The 16,691-nt window shown below is 58.1% G+C and carries 12 protein-coding genes and 2 pseudogenes; 7 read left to right on the forward strand and 7 right to left on the reverse strand.

Annotation, left to right across the window (positions count from 1 at the left end; translation table 11 throughout):
• The first annotated feature begins 243 nt into the window (after nucleotides 1-243).
• Nucleotides 244-2,181, forward strand: a complete 1,938-nt coding sequence (locus PU724_RS31745) for an acyltransferase family protein (protein ID WP_354425584.1) — start codon at nucleotides 244-246, stop codon at nucleotides 2,179-2,181.
• A 185-nt stretch (nucleotides 2,182-2,366) separates the two neighbouring features.
• The gene (locus PU724_RS31750; RefSeq protein WP_354425582.1) at nucleotides 2,367-3,116 is read left to right on the forward strand and encodes a carbonic anhydrase; all 750 of its coding nucleotides are present in this window, start codon (nucleotides 2,367-2,369) and stop codon (nucleotides 3,114-3,116) included.
• A 112-nt stretch (nucleotides 3,117-3,228) separates the two neighbouring features.
• On the opposite strand, the gene PU724_RS31755 is transcribed toward PU724_RS31750, so the two are convergent.
• Entirely contained in the window at nucleotides 3,229-3,516 is a 288-nt protein-coding gene (locus PU724_RS31755) for a hypothetical protein (protein WP_354425580.1), read from the reverse strand.
• A 938-nt stretch (nucleotides 3,517-4,454) separates the two neighbouring features.
• Here PU724_RS31755 and PU724_RS31760 point away from each other — a divergent pair.
• The 5 genes and pseudogenes from PU724_RS31760 to PU724_RS31780 all read left to right on the forward strand — a co-directional run bounded on the left by PU724_RS31760 (nucleotide 4,455) and on the right by PU724_RS31780 (nucleotide 10,165).
• Nucleotides 4,455-5,639, forward strand: coding sequence for an MFS transporter (locus tag PU724_RS31760; RefSeq protein ID WP_354425578.1), 1,185 nt, complete (start codon nucleotides 4,455-4,457; stop codon nucleotides 5,637-5,639).
• A 29-nt stretch (nucleotides 5,640-5,668) separates the two neighbouring features.
• Nucleotides 5,669-6,910, forward strand: coding sequence for a saccharopine dehydrogenase C-terminal domain-containing protein (locus PU724_RS31765; protein ID WP_354425576.1), 1,242 nt, complete (start codon nucleotides 5,669-5,671; stop codon nucleotides 6,908-6,910).
• Nucleotides 6,819-8,150 carry a SidA/IucD/PvdA family monooxygenase gene (locus tag PU724_RS31770; protein ID WP_354425574.1) on the forward strand — a complete coding sequence of 444 codons (1,332 nt, stop codon included), beginning with the start codon at nucleotides 6,819-6,821 and terminating at the stop codon, nucleotides 8,148-8,150. Before PU724_RS31765 ends, PU724_RS31770 begins: the two co-directional genes overlap by 92 nt.
• A gap of 92 nt (nucleotides 8,151-8,242) precedes the next feature.
• Nucleotides 8,243-8,464: pseudogene (locus PU724_RS31775) on the forward strand (cupin domain-containing protein); the annotation flags it as partial.
• 108 nt (nucleotides 8,465-8,572) lie between these two features.
• The gene (locus PU724_RS31780) at nucleotides 8,573-10,165 is read left to right on the forward strand and encodes a class I tRNA ligase family protein (RefSeq protein WP_426213764.1); all 1,593 of its coding nucleotides are present in this window, start codon (nucleotides 8,573-8,575) and stop codon (nucleotides 10,163-10,165) included.
• Between the two features lie 518 nt (nucleotides 10,166-10,683).
• Here the strand turns inward: PU724_RS31780 and PU724_RS31785 are convergent.
• The 6 genes and pseudogenes from PU724_RS31785 to PU724_RS31805 all read right to left on the reverse strand — a co-directional run.
• Complete coding sequence (locus PU724_RS31785; RefSeq protein WP_354425570.1) at nucleotides 10,684-12,003, reverse strand: tetratricopeptide repeat protein; 1,320 nt, start codon at nucleotides 12,001-12,003, stop codon at nucleotides 10,684-10,686.
• Between the two features lie 518 nt (nucleotides 12,004-12,521).
• A pseudogene (locus PU724_RS34195) lies at nucleotides 12,522-12,638 on the reverse strand (IS630 family transposase); the annotation flags it as partial.
• A gap of 93 nt (nucleotides 12,639-12,731) precedes the next feature.
• Entirely contained in the window at nucleotides 12,732-12,881 is a 150-nt protein-coding gene (locus tag PU724_RS34200; RefSeq protein WP_483238257.1) for a hypothetical protein, read from the reverse strand.
• Nucleotides 12,882-13,040: 159 nt separating this feature from the next.
• On the reverse strand, nucleotides 13,041-13,652 hold the full coding sequence (locus tag PU724_RS31795) for a 4'-phosphopantetheinyl transferase family protein (protein WP_354425568.1): 612 nt from the start codon (nucleotides 13,650-13,652) through the stop codon (nucleotides 13,041-13,043).
• 224 nt (nucleotides 13,653-13,876) lie between these two features.
• Nucleotides 13,877-15,415, reverse strand: coding sequence for a hypothetical protein (locus PU724_RS31800; RefSeq protein WP_354425566.1), 1,539 nt, complete (start codon nucleotides 15,413-15,415; stop codon nucleotides 13,877-13,879).
• Nucleotides 15,412-16,691 (reverse strand): thioesterase domain-containing protein (locus PU724_RS31805; protein ID WP_426213763.1); only part of this gene is annotated, 1,280 nt, incomplete at its 5' end. The genes PU724_RS31800 and PU724_RS31805, both read right to left, overlap by 4 nt.

The following is a 16,691-nucleotide window of genomic DNA, read 5'->3' on the forward strand; positions in this document are numbered from 1 at the left end:
TGTGGATGAGTTTTATCCAAACAAATGATTTTTCGAATTTTTTGAAATGGGGCAAATCTCGATCTGACTGGTTTCAAGAACATCGAGCACACGTATGCAAATGGCGCTGGTAAGCGTGGAAGTGACATCCAGACTTGGGAACTCGGTGACGCGAGAAACTCAACCGACAAGATAATACCACGGTCGTTCGGCACTGTCGTGGCACTCTCACTTTAGTAAAATCACCTCTATATCAGGTAGTCTATGCCGCGATATTTGCGAACCGATATTCAGGCCCTGCGAGGCTTGGCCGTTCTTCTGGTTGTTGTCTATCACGCCCGTCTTGGGTTCGGCGCCGCAGGTTATCTTGGCGTTGACATTTTTTTCGTCATTTCGGGGTTCCTGATCACGGGCCTCGTCAGGACGCATGTTGAGCAATCACGGTTCAATTTTTGGGAGTTCTACTACAGACGTGCTAAACGCTTGTTGCCGGCTGCCTATGTCGTCATTGCGCTCACGACGATCGCTGCGCCTTTCTTCCTATCGGAGGTGGAGCTGAAAGGGCTCCAAAACCAGGTTCTCGGGGCCCTCACATTCACCGGCAATATCGTTCTCTGGTTTCAGTCCGACTACTTCGGTGGCGCCGCCGAAACGAAGCCCCTCCTGCATTTCTGGTCGCTCGCTATCGAGGAGCAGTTTTATTTGCTGCTTCCTGCCTTCTTGGCCTTGGCTCCGAGGAGATGGTGGCTGACGGGAGTAGGCGTGCTCCTCCTTGCCAGCTTCTCGCTATGTCTTTATTTAACCTCCCGCGATCCATCCGCCGCATTTTTTCTTTTGCCGACCCGATTTTGGGAAATGGCTCTGGGTTCATTCGGGGCCTTGCTTCCCATCAGCCCCAACGTGGCTGCCAAGCTTTCGAAGCTGCGCCTCCAGGCGCTCACATTGCTTCTCTTTATTACCGTTGTCCCCACTGGCTCCCCTCATCCGGTCGCGGAGGCGGCTGTGGTTTGTCTCGCAACGCTAGTCCTCCTGCTTGCGCCCAGTAGAGATAATGTGGCGGTTCGAGGCATGGCGAGGATAGGAGACGTCTCGTACTCGCTCTATCTGATCCATTGGCCGGTGCTCGTCTTTGTGCGGGCCGCTTGGCTTGCAGAAACACCTGCCCTTGCGATCTATGCGGCAGTTGCTTTCTCATTTGTCGCGAGCTGGGTTCTTCACCGTTTCGTGGAGGAGCCGTTCCGGCGGGGATATGCGACGTCCCGTGTACGGCTGTCTTCGGGTCTCCTTGCTGTATCGGTTCTGCTCGGCTTGTCGCCCTCGCTCGCCATTGCGACAACCCAGAGCAACATTGACTTTGCCTATATCCGACGGTTCAACGAGGGTTTGGGACCGGCGTGTGATTTCAGGCCCGGATCGCCTCCTCAGGAAATCCCTCGGAACTGCCAAACGACTGACAAGCCCGAGTTGCTGGTCTGGGGTGATTCATTTGCCATGGCGGCGGTTCCCGGCTTGGCCAAGACAATCGGAGAAACGGGACTGGCTCAGCTCACGATGAGCGCGTGCCTCCCTGCTGTCGGAATAGCTGGTTTCTCGAAGCCGCCGACAGCGTCTCCCTATTCCCGCGCCTTCGGCGAGAGCTGTATTCGCTTCAATGACAGCGTTTTGCGTATCTTGAAAGCTCGACCCGAAATAAAGACCGTTGTCATTTCAAGCCCGTTTGGCGTCGCGGCGCCGGGTGAATTCATGCTGCTTAAGAGGACCAAAGATACTTTCACCGAGGTCAATCTTTCTATTGATGAGGCCGTTGATGGCATCAAGGCTCTCGTCGAAGCCGTTCGCGCCTTGGGCAAGCGAGTGGTCGTTCTTGCTCCTCCACCAGTTGGGAACATCGACATCGGGGATTGTCTTGAGAGGAAGGCACGTGGAATTGTAATTGTCGGGCTTTACAGTGACTGTAAAATATACGTCGCACAATACCGTCGAAGTCATTCCAGCACTCTCGAGCTCTTGAATCAAGTGGCCTTGAAGGCTGGCGTAGAGGTCATTTCTTATCACGACTTTCTGTGCGACGGCACAGCATGCAAGACGGAGATCGATGGCAAATTCCTTTACCGGGACAGCGGCCACCTTTCCTATGAAGGATCAGAGATAATCGCTCGCCGGACAAGACTTGCCGAGAGGCTGATTGCGGCTGCTCGTTAGATCTGATGAGATGGTTTGAAGCAGCCAGATTGGTCCCATGCTTCGAAAGCTGGGGGGTGAAGCTTGGTTAGCTAGGCCCAACGTCGGGACCCGATCAACTCGCTGGATCGAATGCCTCTGTCCCCGCAACGGCCCCCATTTTTCAGTTGGAAGAGCATCAATTCGCGTAAGGAAGGGAAAGCAAAATGCACCGTCGCCACCTGATCAAGGGGTTCGTTGCACAGGGCGCTTGCCTCATCTGTGCCGCGGCCGCGCGTGCGGATGGGGCCCATTGGGGATACACTGGTCAGGTGGGGCCCGAGCACTGGGCCGATCTGGACAGGAAGAATTTCGTCTGTTCGGCGGGGACGCAGCAATCACCCGTTGATATTACCGACGCCGTCAAGGCCGACATGCCGCGTATCGCAATAGATTGGCACAAGGGCCGCCGCAAGATGGTGAATAACGGCCATACCATTCAAGTCAATATGCCGGAAGGCAGCACGCTGACCCGCGGGGATCGCACTTTCGAATTGATCCAATTCCATTTTCATGCGCCAAGCGAGCATCGCATAGCTGGCAAGAGTTTCCCGATGGAAGCGCATTTCGTCCACAAGGACACGACCAGCGAGAATTTAGGTGTCCTGGGCGTCTTTCTGACACCAGGGGCGACAAATGTCAGCTTTGCAGATTTGGCCGCGGTCTTCCCCCCGCAGCCAGGCGCGGAAATGGCCGTCGAGATTGATCCCAGGGGACTTCTGCCGGCCTCGCTAAGCTATTGGACCTATGAGGGATCATTGACGACGCCGCCCTGCACCGAGAACGTCGAATGGATGTTGGCAAAACAGCCCGTAGAGGTCGACGCTGCACACATTGACCGATTTGCCGCGCTCTACCCCCAGAACGCGCGGCCGATCCGTTCAGCTAATCGGCGCTTCATACTGGGCTTCGACTGAGGTCTTGAAATGCGCCAGTGAAGAAAGTTAATCTGCAGCGGAAGTGGCCGCAGAACGCCAAAGGCGACCGCCATTGTTGTCGGTCCCGATGAAGATGATACTGGCGGGATCATCACGGTCGAGACAACCGCAATATCAGGCCGGCTTCCGGCGCGTCATCGGCACCGAGCGTAGTTCGTTCGTCTTTGAAGTCTCGGACTGCAGACTTTCCGGCTTCGGGCGTGATCGCCTGAAGGCGAGGCACCGTCATGTCCGACCCCCTGCGCGACAGGAGCGTCGGCAAGCGCCAGGCAGGCATCGAACCACCGTTACGGATCTCCACCAGCCCATCGTCGAGGCGCTGGCGCTGGAAGGCAAGAAGGAGTTCGCCAAGATCGATGGTGTGCGAAGGCTCGCTCAAGGTCTCTAGAGATTATTGCGCAACGCCGGGCTTCCTATGGCCTTCGGGTCGGATTGGATCGGCGAATTGCGCACGTGTCACTGTATGGAGTTCGAGACTCTTGCGCGCGTGCTGACACCGGCCGAAATAATTAACGCACAACGATCATTGGCGCCAAGCTCTGCCGCATGGGAGGCGAGATCGGTATAATCAGGCAGGGCTCCTCTCGCCGACCTCCTCGTCGGCGACGGCAACTCGCTTGAGGACCTTTCGCTGCTTTAAGGGAACGGCGCTTGCCGGTCTGCCATCATGCGTGGCGGCACGTTCTTCAAAAACCAGCTCTAGCCTTGGCCGACGAGGCGTGGAGGCGCGGTAGCAGGCACCTTCCGCGCCCCAGTATCAGTATCCATTCCATCCCGCACCTCGCGACCAGACTAACCTGAGGCCGTCGATGAACCCTGCCTGCCTCTCAACTCCGCGCTCCATTTGGACACAGCACGATGTTCGTGGCTCACCGGCGCGGTCAGACCGGAGCAGTCTCAACAACGCCATCCGACATCTTTTGTCGGGTTTGTCGAGTTCGCGATACCGCGATTTTCAGTCGATCTTTTGCTTTGCTGCGGGCTAATCGACTGAAAAGGGACCACAAAGTTCCTTCTTCAGCTCAATCAAGCAAGCTGGCATGAATCTTGAGAGCCTTCTTCGCCGGGCGGGCAGCAGCTGCCGGCCATAACTCGTGTCACGGGTAGCCACGATGCAGGCGAAGGAACGCAATACTACAGGCTTTCGATCTAAGCCAACGTATTCCTTCGACCATCACAATGGTCGCACCAAAAACGCGAATGGTATTTCGACACACAATTCTTCGTCATAACGGCGCAGACTACAATTTCATGGCTTAACAAATGACCGCTCACAGCATCTCGATCACTAATACGCGTCTTTTGTGGTACAGGCGCATGTTCATTGCTGAACGATCTCTGATTTCCTTCGCGATGGGCATTTTTGCGCTGTTTCCAGTCTACCTGCTATCGATTGGGCGCGACGAGATCTTTTTTGGTTCGATCTCAGCAGCAGGCATGGCGGTCGCAATATTAATAGTTTTGATCAGTCCTACGCTGACACGCCAGTTTAGTGTGCGGAGGCTCGCACCCATCGGCGGGCTTCTCTATGCAGCAGCCTGCGCGACCATACTCTTGAACGAATTGTCGGGGGTGCGCGCGACATTTCCTTACTTCCTCAGCTACATGCTGCAATCAGGCGGATGGGCGCTGCACTTCACTATGGGCTCGATATGCATTTCTGCCCTCTCAAGCGATGCAGACCGGCCATCGAGCTTCATGGCCTACTCTGCCTTCTCCACCTTAGGGCTAACCTGCGGACCGCTGCTGAGCAGCCTCCTTGCCCGGTTCGCCGGCTTGGGCACGGTGGATATGTTCATTCTGGCAATGCTCGCGGCGACGGCAGCGTCAGCGTTGTCATCGTGGGCAGCGCAACGTGCGGCGAACATCCGCGAAGCCGATATTCCGGATAACGCCTCGATTGCGCGCGATTTTTTCAATCTCCTCTTCAGCAATTCTTCACTGTTTTTTGTTCTTGTTCTGTTGTCCGCAAGCATTTACACTACTTTGATAAACTTCCAAGCTATTTTTGCGAATAATTCGGGTCTTCCCTACGAGCTATTCTTTGGCTCTTGGGCCATAGGAGCAGTCGGCTCCAGATTTGCAATTGGTCCGCGCGTAACCCGCAGTGCGGCCGACCGCACCTTGCCGCTACTCCTGGGCGGGATGGTCGTTTCGCTTCTCGGCTTTCACTACTCCCCGGGCCACCCCGTCATTTACGCAATGGCATCGCTGGCGACCGGCATAACTTATGGGCTATCCTATCCCCTGATGCAGGCAGAAGCCGTCCGCGTGACTGCGCCACAGTCCCGGACTTTGGTGCAGATCATCTTCAGCCTTTCCTATTTTCTTGGCCTGTATTTCTTCCCCTTCGCCGCCGGGCTCGTCTCAGTCCAGCTGGGATACGACACGCTGACGTTGTTGATTGCCGGCTTGGCTCTACTGCAAACGGCTATCGCTCTCCTTGGCTATCGAACGATTCGGCGCAAGCCGAGCCCGACCGTAGTTGGCAGTAAAGGCTGATGCAGGGCACTATGCACGGGAGATCACACGTGGTCATCGGAGCCGGGCGGGTCGGTCGGGCAGTGGCGCTGCAACTTGCGGACCAGCCGGACTCGTTCGTTGTCGTGATTGACAAGAGCCATTCTGCGCTTGCCGTGGCGCAACGGCTTCTGGGCGATCTCGAAAACGTCCGCTTCGACGTGTCGTTGGTTCCATCCGCTCTCCCGATTCAAGCCCGATCGCTGATCATGGCTACGTCTTGGAGAGAATCCCGAGTTTTGGTCGGCAAGCTTTTGCACCAAACGCACGAGGCAGGTCTACACACCCCTATTATCTGCCTCGGCAGGCCGACCCCTGGGGATCCTGACATTCTCCGGGTACCGCCTAACGGTCCGCCCGTAGTCTTGGGAGCGGGCCTCGAACCAGGACTGGTTGAATCTTTGGTCTCGCTGGTTGCGGCCGAAATAAAGGACATAGAGAGCATAGTAACTCATTGCGGAGGCATTCCCAGAATCCCGGAACCTCCGCTGAACTATGCTCTCGCCTTTGGGCGTCGGCTGCCCATGGAGCAAAGGCTCGCTTTGGCTCGAATTGATGGGCAAGCCGTAACGCGAAATCGGTTCGAAAGCGTATCTCAGCTGTTCGTGGATGGTGTCGGCCTTCTCGAAGCGTACGATGACGCAATGGTTTCGTCGACGGCTGCTGGCGCTCATCCTAGCATTCCAACGCTTCGACAATTGACCGTGCGGTGGCCTGGCTTTGCGGATGGCGTTCGGATGTTGCATCGCCTGGGGCTGCTGTCCGACGAGGAGATCGAAATCGGGAGCGCGCGCCTGCAGGTCAAGGAGGTCACGGAGGCGCTTTTAAGTCGCCGGAGCCCAAATGACGATGGCGACCAGGTCGTCCTTGACATCGCCATTGAGGATCGCCAAGGGCGGGTTGGCCGCTGGACGTGCATCCTGCGCTCCGAGCTGCAGGAGCGAGGCATCTCAAGCATGGCTATCGCCACCGCAGTTCCGGTGGCTGCAGCCGTGGCATGCGTCACGCGTCAACAGTTACGGGGTCCCATACACCCCGGCAATTCCGCGCTCGCCGATGTCGCTGCGATGGCCCTCGAGCAACTGAGGAGAAGCCGGATCGCTGCCTTAGCCGAGCGCGCGACCGGGCTGTTGGAAACAAGCACGATTTTGGGAGCCGGTCATGCAAAGACGAAAGACACTGCTCGTGGGGAGCGGACCAGCAAACCTGGCACTGCTGACCTGCCTCAAAGAGCAGGGATCCTCAGTTCTTGATTCGCTGGAAGTCCTTGAGCGCCGCGACAGCGCAGGATGGCACCCGGGCATCGCTTTCGAAGATTCGATGCTCCAAGTGTCATTATTCAAGGATCTGGCGTTCCTGAGGAATCCGGCAAGCCCATTCACTTTTTTCTCGTTCCTGCGTCACAAGGAGCTGCTCTATCACTTCATCCATACGAACAATCTGTATCCTTCAAGGAAGCTGTTTTCCGACTATCTGGTCTGGGTAAGCCGGTTCTTTGCGAACAAGATTTCTTTCGGCAAGGAGGCGCTGGCGGTCAGGTTCCGCGAGAAGCCGCCGGGAGCCCAAACCCTTGTCGTCATGACCAGGGATGTCTCGAGCGGAGATGTCTCAGAAATCGAGGCAGACGACGTGGTCGTCAGCCTTGGGCATGAGCCATACATCCCCGAAGAACTGGCCGTCGACTCCGGCCGCGTGGTGCATTCAAACGTCTTCCTATCCCATGCGAACGAGGGAATGATCAACGCTAACGCTCGCGTTGCGGTCGTCGGGTCCGGGCAAAGCGCCGGCGAGATAGTCAGATTCCTGCTCCAACACCGGGAAGTGTCGGAAGTTATCGTCGTTGGTCGACGCCACCTCTTCGAACAGACAGATGACAACCCGTTCGTAAATGATTTCTACACTTATCCACACTCGCTGAAGTTCGCGGAGTTGCCACTCGAAGATCGCAAGAGGTTTCTTTCCGACACGAGGAACACGAACTTCTCCACCGTCACCAAGGACGTCCTCAAAAGCATCTACGATCTTCGCTTCGAGGACCAGGTGTCCGGACGCGACAGGCTCAGGCTGTTCCCGTATACTGAAATCACGGCGGCAAAGCGTCTTGAGAATGGTCTTCGTCTTGACCTTCGCGGAATCGGGGGCAAACCGGACTCGACGACGCTTGAAATTGATCTCCTGGTATGCGCGACGGGCTTTTCAAACCGTCGCCATCTATCATTCATCAAACTGCTGCGACCGCGAATGGAAGATGCCGACGTCGTTGTCGACGAGTCTTTCGAGGTGGGACTCGATCAGATGCCAGAATCGCGTCTCACCGGTCCAAGACCTCGCGTTTTCTTGGTGAACCACTCTTTTGGCCTTCGGGGCCCAACGGAGCACACACTCGGCGGTCTGGCCGAACGGGCTGCGGTGGTGGCGAAGGCGCTGCAAGACGGGCACGTGCTTCACTATCGAGATCGCCCCGGGACCTTGCCAGCGACATGGCCAACCTGAAATTCGAGAGTGGAAACGAAATGAACCCGCAAGTAATAGATCTCAAAAATGAAACACGCGTGGTCCCCATCTCGATCGAAGGGGGCATCGTCATGCATGATCCCTTCCCGGAAGGGCATGACGTTTCCATCCGACTATTGAAGCTCAGGCCCGGCGCGACCACTTGCCGCCACAACCATACGGAAGTCGAATTTTGGACGGTGATCTCTGGCGGCGTTCGAATTCATCTAGACGAAAAGACGTTCCTGCTGCTTGGCGGAGAGAGCATTAGGATGGACCCGCTGAGCAGGCACAGGATTGAGGCTTTGGACAGCGGTGCAGTCATGCAGACGGTGTGGTGGCACAGCCGCGCAGCCTTCGAAGAGGCGACTTCCACGAATGAAGCGATAGGAAAGAGCAGACCGCTGCTGCTGGTGCCCGCAATGCTTACCCCGAATGGGAACATGCATATAGGTCATGCCTCAGGACCGTTCCTCCACGCGGATGTGTTGCGCCGAATTGCCGAGACCGGCGACCGAGAGGTTTTCGTGCTGCAGGGCACGCACGGTCACCTTGAGCACATTGCAATTGCGGCCGACGCTGCTGGACTGGAATACTACCAGCTGGCCGAGAAAAACACGGCTTCTTTCCAGGAGGCTCTGCATCGGCTCAATGCGGTTTCGGATATTTTCCTTGGGACAAAGCCTGACCGCCGCGGCAAGGCGGTCGTTCTCGAGGTCTTCAAGCGACTTTGCAGCAAGGGCCTGATCGCTGAAAAGGAGCATTTGGTCCCGTACGACGTCCAAAGTGGGCGCTTCAAGGTGGACGCCTTCGTCCACGGCAAATGTCCCTATTGCGGCGGCTATTCCTCCGGTCACGAATGCGAAGATTGCGGCGCGCTGGTCCTCGATGCCGAACTCCAGGATCCGGTCGATCTCGACGGGCGCTCGCTGGAACATCGTCCCCTGAAGCGCCTTTTCCTGAACCTCGCTCCATTGCATGACGCACTCGAATCCTTCGCCTCGCGGAACTTCCTGCCCATTTACGCCAAGCTCTATGTCGAGTCCTGGCTGTCCCGGGGGCTTCCGTCAGTCTGCATCTCAAACCCAAACCGGGAGGGAATTCGGATTCCAATCCCAGGATTTGAATGCCAGCGCTTTACCATCACCATGGAACACGTGCCTCGGCACTTGCTCGCCTTAGAAACGATACGAGAAAAGAGCGGATGCCCCGCCTTCTGGTACCAAATCCCACGGGACGAGATGCCGGAGCTGGACATTCTCTTCGGGGCGGACAACGCCTTCGGACGTCTGTTGGTTATTCCCGGGGTACTTTCGGCGCTTGATCTCCATGAGATGCTCCCCCGACGGATTTTCGTCAACCAGATGCTCACGCTTGAGGGGAAAAAGTTCTCAACATCACGAAATCACGCAATCTGGGTGAACGACATCGCTGCGGAAGAAACTGCTGGACCGCTTCGCTTCTACTTGTGCCGCTGTCGTCCGGACGGTTCTGTCGAGGATTTCTCCATGGGTGCCTACGAGAGCTGGAAACGGGACTTCTGGGACGGACGGCTGTCCAGATCGGTCGCGAAGGCTAAAGAGGTCATCGGGCGGGTCGCGACAGACGAGCTCCCCAGTCCTGGCCAGTGGTCAGCCACCGACATTGCGTTCGTTGCGGACTGCAGACGCTTCAACGCGGAAGTGCGGGCGCGATTCGAAGCGGATTATCCGGACGTACGTCAGCTGACACGCGCAATCGAGGCGTTTGTCGACGCAATTGACCGCTATTCATGTTCAGTGCTGCAAGTTCCGGCTGCGCCGAAGGTGAAGGAGGCGCTTGCCCGGACTGCGGCCCGCGCGGTGAGCTTCGCGCTCGTCGGACTCTGTGTCGCGACATACCCGGTCGTACCTGATTTCGCCATCTCCATCGCAAGGAGTCTGGGGCTCGAGGTTCCCAAGCTCAGCTGGTTCGACCGCGACTGGATGGCCGAGCCAGTCCGTCTGTCTGCAAGCCATGGCGCCGGAGGCCGTTGAATAGCCGATCAAGATTTCGGGCGTTCACCGCAGCCACCTTTCGAGAATCAGCCCCGAGGACGCGGGCAAGCGAGGAAGTGTGTCCGTGGACTTCGTCTTTGATCAGCCCTATCACCGAAACAACGCCGATGTCGTCCGGCTCGGGCGAAGTCTGAAGGGTCGTCTCCTCGCGTCGCCGGTGATAGCACTCGTTGCCCTTCGGAGTGCTTAGCAGCCGACGCCTTCAGGACCATCTCAAAATTGTCCTCCGCTGGCATGGTCGGCCCGACGCGCGTCATGATGCGCCCGACCGGAAGCCCGGCTTTTGTGCAACCAAGGTCTTCGAAGCAAGGGCTCCATGAGCCTGTCGTTGAGCACACGGCGAGCGCGCCATTGCCCTTCCCTCAGCCGGCTGGAAGACGAGGCGCGGTGCCGTTTAGGTTTCGCGGCGTCTGGCTGGGGGCAGGACCGCGAACCGCAGAACATCGGCATCTCGGACCAGCTCACGGCCCCTCGGTCGTCATTACTGCATGGGATCTTCAGGCTGGGAGCAGTTCGCGCCAGCGCGTGTCGCGCGGCGACGGGCGGCGGTGCAGGCGGCGGTCGAGCAGGGCACGGGCCTTCACGGCCTCGCCGCTTCGCATGAGGGCGAGGAGGAGCATATCCTCGATTATCTCGCGCTGAGCGCCACTGCCGCCGATGCGCGCGACGTCGACCACGACCGGCTCCAGGATACGGACGCAGCCGGCATAGTCCTCTTCAGCGAAAGACAAGCCAGCGCGGCAGATCGCGGGCACGACTGTCCCTGCCGTCAGGGTTCCTGCTTTGATCAAGCCCGTCAACGCATCAACGCGCTGCTCGACCGCGGCCCTGTCGCGGACCGCTGCTGCGATAAGGGCCATGTGGACATCCGCGAAGGCGAAGCCGGCCTTCTGGAAGTATTCCCCAGAGTAAGTTGCCACGGCCTCCCACAGTCCCGCCGGTGTTGTGTGGCCGTAGTTTTGGAGCCGCCACAGGAACGAGGCGGTATCGCTGACCACGTTGACCGGAATTCCGGCCGTCGCCGACGGTTGGATACAGTCCGTGTAGATGGCAAGCGCTCGCTCAGAATCGCCGCGCTCCAGCGCGCCCAACGCCGCGTGCCAGGCAATGTGGCCGTGGAGGATGCCAGTGCGGTCGTAGCGAGGCAGCCAATCTGCGATCAGCTTCTCGGCATCCTCAGACGCGCCCCCTTCGTACATGGCGTGGGAGAGCGCGTGCACTGCGTTCGCGTTGTTTGTCCGCAGGTCGTACGCGCGCTGCGCGAGCGCTAGGCCGCGTGTCACGTTTCCGTTCTCGGCATGGGCCCAGCCCCGGTAGGTGAGGAACCACCAATCGTCGGTGTCAAAGTGCCTCGCGTGGCGCTCGCAGAGTTCCACGCGTGCCTGGTCATGATCCACCATCCCCGAAAAAGCGAAGAGCCCGAAGGCGCCGAGAGGTAGTGACAGGATCACGATGTCCCGCGGCCACGTGTCGGTATGTGCCAGTGCCCGCTCCAGCGCTTTTGTCGACTGCCCGTTGATGGCAAGCGACAGAACCTCCACATGGCTCCGCTCCCGCCCGCTTCCATGTCGCGCGACGATCTCTTCCGCCGTTGCGATCCGCGCTTTGGCTTCCGCCTGCTCGGCGCACATGGCGTGCAGGCGCGCGCGTGCGGCATGGGCCAGCGCAAAATCCGGGTCGGCTGCGATCACCTCCTCGAGGGCCTCCGCAGCACCGGGCCACGTCGAGAGGAGCAGATCAACCCCCTTCCGATAGTGTTCAGCGGCGAGGTCGGACGTCGTCGAGAGTGGCAAGCCGCGGCTGTCGAGTTGCGTCATGGCAGGCTCTTTATTCCGGAAGCGGGCACGTATCAACGTTCATGTTGCCGATTATAGGCGATTGCCAAACTGGCCGCGTATCGATGGTCTGCTAATTCATCTCAACTGACTGCCAATTTGTGAGCCCGTGAGCGGTTTCAGCCGAAGGGTGGAACTTGGAGAGCGGGTATTCACGGACCGAACGCCCTGATGTCGTCTGGCGGATCGCAGATCTCCCGTTCAGGCACCCGGCGGACTTGTCCCAGGATGACGAAACGGTCCTGGTTTCGGCGACACTTACGTTCATATCGACGCGCCTTCTGAAGGGTTCACTTTCGTCGTCTTTCGGACACCCACCTGCTCGGATCTCGTCCGAAGTTTTCATCCGACGAACCACCATGGCTCTTTACCGCAGCAGCTCGGACTGGTTTGAGACCTGCTCCTGAAGGCCGATCCCGGGGGTCCGTCCCCCTCATTTACGCAGCTTCAAGTTACGGGGTTTAGCTCATGCTGAACTTGCTTCCGTGCCTCGTCAGCACACTCTCATCGATGAACACGAGCTTCGCTGGGTCGAGATCGAGCTGGCCGTCGAACCAGTCCTGGCGCCGCCTCAGGAGGTCTGGGCGGTCCTGCTCCAGTGCATGCGCGGACTTTTTTGAATGTCCAGCCGTGGCCGCGAAGCCAGGCGCTCAAGGCGCTGCGGCTGATCCGCACCGACTGCTCGGCGCCGAGCAGCTCCACCATCTCGTTCAGCGTGATGTCTTGCGCTCCTCGATCAGCCCGATGATGAAGGCTTCATGCGCATCGAGGCTGGAGGCGCGGCGGCGGCCCTGCGGGCGTGGCGCCAGTTCGCCGATCTTCGCCCGCGCAATCCAGCGGATCGCGCTGGATATACCCACGCCGAAGCGCCGCCGCTTGCCGCGCCGACATGCCCTCGTCCGAAGCCCAAGACCCGCGACCGAAGATCCGCACTCAATGTTCTTTCCATCGTCAACCTCCATCGAGATGGCCGTTGATCAGCAGAAAACGCAGCTGTCACATCACAATCGATTCATCGATCACGGGACGTGCTCTAGATACGCCACACCTAATACGTTCTGAGAGGAAAGGAGATCAACCGAAAAAGTACAGCCTGCCTTTTTCACGTAACCTGACCGAGCACCAATATCAATTTCAACGTCTTGAAATTCAAGCATTTCATGGCGCATCGGGGAGTATGCCTTATAAACTGCCTCCTTCAAAACGAAAAGCTCCCGCCGCCGGAGCAGGCGCAAGTCGTACATGCTTTGCTCCCTGGGGGTGGCAATCAATTCAATCAAACCATCTGGAAGAGGCTCATTGGGCTCAATATCGATGCCGAGCGCCGCAATGTTATTCTTGGCCGCAACGGCGGCGGCGGCCACGGTATCGTGATGAGCCAAGGACCCAACGATGCCGTCTGGCCAGATAGGGGCACCGAGTGGCGTTTTCAAAATCGGCATCGCTGGAAAGCCTAGTTTGCTCAGGAGTGCTCGGGCGATGATTCTTGCAGAACCGCTTTGACGGCGAACTTTGGCAACAGCGCGTCCCAACACGGCAGCTTCGGAAGGAAACAAGGTATCCTCGTCGGCAGGTACTATCGTGCGAAGGCCGATGAGGATGTTGTGTTGAGCAAACGTTATGATCTTCATCTATTTGGCTCCGTGAGCTTCCCAAGCGGGATCGCAACAAAGTCAGGTTGCAGGGACAACTGCCGCCTATTCGAGCCAAGGAAGATCGAACCCCAAGGACCCAATGATCCGTATGCTTGCAGCTCGATGAGCTCGGCCCTCCAGCGCCCATAGAGAATGTTCCCCATGGCCGGTAACCGGCACGCGCTTTTCTCGCAGGCAGGCGATGCGGCGCAAACAGGTCACTACCCAGTGAATGCGTTTCTGGCGAGGAAAGATGCCTTTTCCAAAACCGTGAGGCCCCGCTCGACAAGGAGGTTGCGACCCCGATCGCCGGCATTGATGGCCTCCACGATCAGTCTTGCGCTGAGGCTGAGGCGCAAAGCACCGACCCGGGTTCCGTCCAGCTCACCGCATAGAACCGGTTGTCCTAATTCGCAACGCACCGAAGATATTCCTTTCCAGTCCCCCCCTGAGCTCATCCCCGTGACCTGGCTCTTCCTCATCTGATAATAAATTCGCCTGGCCTCTTCCGCTCCCAACGGCTTTCGTCTCCGTGCCTGATCCGTGCGAAATAGAAGGAACGGAAAGATTGTAGGAAAACAGTCCCAGGATTCATCCTTTAGCGTGAAACGACGATGCAAGCCCGGTTGCTGTAGCAGCTCGAAACGCGATGCATCGTTGAGCCAGGAGACAATCGCATCGCGAAAGGCCCGAACGAGCTCGCCGACATCCTTTTCAGGAATGGCGCGGAACGCGCGCAGTTCGGCAAGTGCAGCTTCCCAGCGCAGAAGTAGCCCAAAGTTGCTGACGTCGTAAAGCGAACGCACGCCATTGACTTGATGCTGCCACGCAGCAGTCGCACCAGGCACGTTTCGCGCCGAATTCATTGGCTGCTTCAACAACCGGCATGCCGCGACCGCAGGCAGCAGTAGCATCGCAGAAAAGGCAGGACCGCCTACAAATTTTGATCCAGTGACGATGATCAGGCAATCGGCACTGAGGTAGCTTTTCAGGGTGCTGGGGGCCAACCTGAATTGAGCTGCATCGACAAGGATCTCAACAATATCGGGCCATCGGCGCTTCAAATCGAGCACCCGACTGGGACTGGGAGCCAAAACCCCAGTTTTAGAGACATCCGTCATCACGACGAGAATACGATCGTATTGCTTTACAGCCGCCACCACCATGGCCTCAAGGTCGTCATCGACGGCGGCGATGGCTCGAAGGCTGCAATCCTGATTGCGGATCGCGATGGTGCGAACCTCGATGGATTGTGCCGAGCCTTCCCAGGCTGAATGCTGAGGCTCCATTGCTCCGGCCAGGGCATTCGCGACCCCAGATCCGGTCTCCGCCGGTTGGATCATGATTGCCAAGGTCTTTGCCTGAGCGGTTGCCGCCACCAGTTTTGCAACGAGCATGTGAGCGTCCGTTCCAGAGGGGGACGCAATGACTTGAAGCCCGGGAAGCTGTTCCAGGCCATGGAGATCGACGAATTCGCTGCATTGCCTGCCGATTTCCGACAAATAGATTTTTGCCGCATTTCCGTTACGCAAAGCCTGTGCCATCTTTCTGCGGACCCGATCTGCGGCCAAAAATCCAGCCTCAGAGATCGTGGATGCCGTCGCAGAGCCAAACGGAACCAATTCGTTGTCGGGTCTGGGTCGGCAACCGTATTTGTTGACCATTTCTGCCCGGTCGAGTTCAATGCGTACATCTCCCCCCATCGTCAGCAGTTCGTAGGTCGAGGGAAGATGAGAGCCGCGAGGGGTCGAACCTGTCATCCTCGCTTCCCCAGCGCTTTGCTTTTGCGCAGTGCTCGCTTTCGCGAACCATTCAGCGCTTTTGACAATGAAAGCGCCAGAGATTTGCGGTTTCCCGGGCTGTTCACCATGCTCACATGATCGCCCGGAACCGGCATGGCATGAATGGCCGCCGCACTCAAAACCCGGTCCCACCCCCGCAAAGGCGAAGTGGCCTTAGGATCTATCGAGTTCTTGGCTCGTTCCCCGCGTGGAAGGGTAATTTCAGTGGCATAGAACTGATGTATTCCAATCGGCAGGGGTGGAGGTTCATAGGCCTGCAGCGCCGCGTGGAACCGAGCGATTTTTTCATACATCGCCACATCGTGTCGTAGATCCCGTTTTGACGGGATCGCTCCGATCTGCTGCGCCTTTTCAAGCAGTTGGGAAATCGAGCTTTGTTCAGCGAAACGTTCAAGCTCTGCAAAGCGCTCGTCGTCCAGCGTTTCGAAGCCTTCCAGAACCACTTCGTTGACGATCTGGGTGGGTGATGCGCTCGAGAGGTTCTCAGACAGGGCGACATCGATGAACGCCATGAATGATACAGCTTCGCCTAGTCCCAACAGGTGCTGCGCAATTGCGTAAGCCAAGATTCCGCCTGATGAATATCCAGCAAGGCGATAGGGCCCAGATGGCTGGATTTCCTTGATCAGCACGATTGTTTGCGAGGCTATCTCCTCAAGAGTGGGGGGACAACGTTCGTTGAAATCCGGCCATGGCACGGCATAGACGGGACAGTCTATGTCCATTTCGCTGACCAGTTTGACGGCGTAGGAACAGTCCCCCAACCCTGTCGGAACAAAGAAGAGCGCCGGTTGCGATCCAGCCGCACGGACTGGAATCACGCCAGGTTTGCCCGGCTGTGGTTCCCAATTGAGCTTCGATGCAAGATCCTTCAGAATGGGTGCCCCAAAGAGATCGCTGGCGCTCAACTTCAGTCCAAGATTTGAAGCTCGACTGAGCAGTTGCACCGCCAAGAGCGAATGGCCGCCGAGCTCGAAGAACTGGTCGTGGCGGCCGATGCGCTCGACGCCGAGCAGCTCCGCCCAGATGCCGGCCAGCGCCGTCTCGACCTCGCCTTGCGGCGCCGCATAGGCGGCCCGCGCATAGGCATCGTCGTCGGGAACAGGAAGCCCCTGGCGGTCGAGCTTGCCGTTGGCCGTCAGCGGCAGCGCCGCAAGCCGCACGAACGCCGACGGCACCATGTAGTCGGGCAGCCGCGCGCCAAGATGCGCGCGCAAGGCGCCGGCAAGCGCGC

It is taken from the genome of Mesorhizobium abyssinicae (assembly GCF_049887195.1).
In the GTDB taxonomy this organism is placed as follows: domain Bacteria; phylum Pseudomonadota; class Alphaproteobacteria; order Rhizobiales; family Rhizobiaceae; genus Mesorhizobium; species Mesorhizobium abyssinicae.

What these genes read in the sequence shown, in the direction of transcription:
- PU724_RS31745 (WP_354425584.1), top strand. Translation starts at nt 244, where the DNA reads ATGCCGCGATATTTGCGAACCGATATTCAGGCCCTGCGAGGCTTGGCC.
- PU724_RS31750 (WP_354425582.1), top strand. Translation starts at nt 2,367, where the DNA reads ATGCACCGTCGCCACCTGATCAAGGGGTTCGTTGCACAGGGCGCTTGC.
- PU724_RS31760 (WP_354425578.1), top strand. Translation starts at nt 4,455, where the DNA reads ATGTTCATTGCTGAACGATCTCTGATTTCCTTCGCGATGGGCATTTTT.
- PU724_RS31770 (WP_354425574.1), top strand. Translation starts at nt 6,819, where the DNA reads ATGCAAAGACGAAAGACACTGCTCGTGGGGAGCGGACCAGCAAACCTG.
- PU724_RS31780 (WP_426213764.1), top strand. Translation starts at nt 8,573, where the DNA reads ATGCTTACCCCGAATGGGAACATGCATATAGGTCATGCCTCAGGACCG.
- PU724_RS31785 (WP_354425570.1), bottom strand. Translation starts at nt 12,003, where the DNA reads ATGACGCAACTCGACAGCCGCGGCTTGCCACTCTCGACGACGTCCGAC.
- PU724_RS31795 (WP_354425568.1), bottom strand. Translation starts at nt 13,652, where the DNA reads ATGAAGATCATAACGTTTGCTCAACACAACATCCTCATCGGCCTTCGC.
- PU724_RS31800 (WP_354425566.1), bottom strand. Translation starts at nt 15,415, where the DNA reads ATGACAGGTTCGACCCCTCGCGGCTCTCATCTTCCCTCGACCTACGAA.